The organism is Vulcanococcus limneticus LL (genome assembly GCF_002252705.1).
Lineage (GTDB): Bacteria > Cyanobacteriota > Cyanobacteriia > PCC-6307 > Cyanobiaceae > Vulcanococcus > Vulcanococcus limneticus.
Map to the genome: position 1 here is coordinate 1 of NZ_NQLA01000124.1, position 1702 is coordinate 1702.

Here is a 1702-nt window from a genome sequence, read left to right on the forward strand (position 1 = left end):
CGGTGACTGCCAGGAAAGATGACGCCCCTGCCGCCGATCAGGCTGCCATCACCAACGTACTCGCAGTGACGGCGCTTTCCGGTGGTGGCGGATTGATCCAAACCACCTCCGGCTGACGCCAGCAGCGGGTGGATCGACTCCAGCGGCGCGGATGACGTTGACGCGCCTGCTCGTAGACGCTTGCGCGGTGGTAGCTGATCGCAACGGCTTCTCCGCTGTGGCGCTGAGATGGCGTCACGAACCGGATGCCGCTGTGACGGTGCAGATCGTTGTACCAGCTTACGAATGCCGCCACCCAGGCACAGGCCTCCTCGGCGCTTCGGAATGGCCGGCGGGGGTAGTTCGGCCTGTATTTCACTGTGCGGAACAATGACTCCGAGTAGGGGTTGTCGTTGCTCACCCTCGGTCTGGAGAAAGACCTGAGCACACCCAGCTCCTCCAGCCTTGCTTCCAGCGTGGCGGCACGCATGGCATTGCCGTTATCGGCATGGAGAATCAGCGGCTGCTGGCGGCCTTTGCTGATCCGCTCGCGGAGACAGGCGCGGCTGACGAGATCAGCGGCAATCTGGGCCTCCTCCCGCTCGGCCACGTCCCAGGCCACCACCTTGCGGCTCCAGACGTCAATCACCAGGTAGAGGTACAGCCACACACCTCGCACCGTGGTCGGCAGGTAGGTGATGTCCCAGCTCCACACCTGATTCCGGCCATCTGCCCGCAGGCGTGGAACCGGCCTGGGCTCCTGTGGTGCGCGTGCACGACCACGGCGGTGGGCCTGGCCATGGGCATGCAGCACCCGGTAGAAGCTGCGCTCTGAGCCAATGAACAGGCCCCGGTCCGCCAGGATCGGCACGATCTGTCCGGGCGGCAGTGCCGCAAATTCCGGCTCATTGCAGGTGAGCAGGATCCGCTTGCGTTCTTCTTCGCTGAGTCGGTGGGACACAAGGCGGTGGCTGCCCTTGCGGCGGTCCACACCGCCCCCTACACCTGCGAACTGCCGCCGCCAGCGCTGCAGCGTGGTGAGGCCAACGCCCAGCAGTAGGGCCAGCTCACTGGCGCGGGCACCATCAGCCATGCCCTCATCGAGGATCTGTAGTGCCTTCCGGCGGCCGTCGGGCGACGTCAGTCGTCCCCGTCCTCTCCCCAGAAGGCCTGAATCTTTTTTGAGGCGATCAGCAGAGCTGCCGCCTCCGCCAGGGCTTTCTCCTTCCGCCTGAGTTCCTGTTTGAGGCGTTTGATCTCCCGCTGGTCCTGGGCGCGGAGCTTCTCGAGCTCCTTCTGCTCTCTCAAGGTGAGCACTGGCTTCTCGTTGGCATCCTGGGACGCCTGACGCCAGCGCTCCACCTGCTCCGGGTACAGGCCTCGCTCCCGGCAGTAGGCGCTGAGCTCGGTGGCGTTCAAGCCAGCGGTTTCGAGCACCACCGTGAACTTGTCGGTGGCGCTCCACCCCTCAGGATCCTTCTCGGATGCCGGCACCACCTCTCCCTGCAGACGCCAGGCCTTCCTCCAGTTGTAGAGGGTGACCACGTGAATGCCCAGCTCTGCTGAGATCTGGGCCACGCTCTGCCGCTGCGGCGGACTCATCCGCTTCCTCACATCAGCTTTGACGGCCTCGCTGTAACGCCGCATTGCTCTGCTCCATCAAGCCCCCTGGTGGAAAAAGTGGTCGGGATGGAGAGGCGTCAACTTTCCTGGCAGAGGGGGG

Annotated in this window: 1 pseudogene; it reads right to left on the minus strand. The window is 64.7% G+C overall.

Annotated elements, in window-relative coordinates:
• Positions 1–37: 37 nt before the first annotated feature.
• Positions 38–1626: pseudogene (locus CJZ98_RS17645) on the minus strand (IS3 family transposase).
• Positions 1627–1702 lie beyond the last annotated feature (76 nt).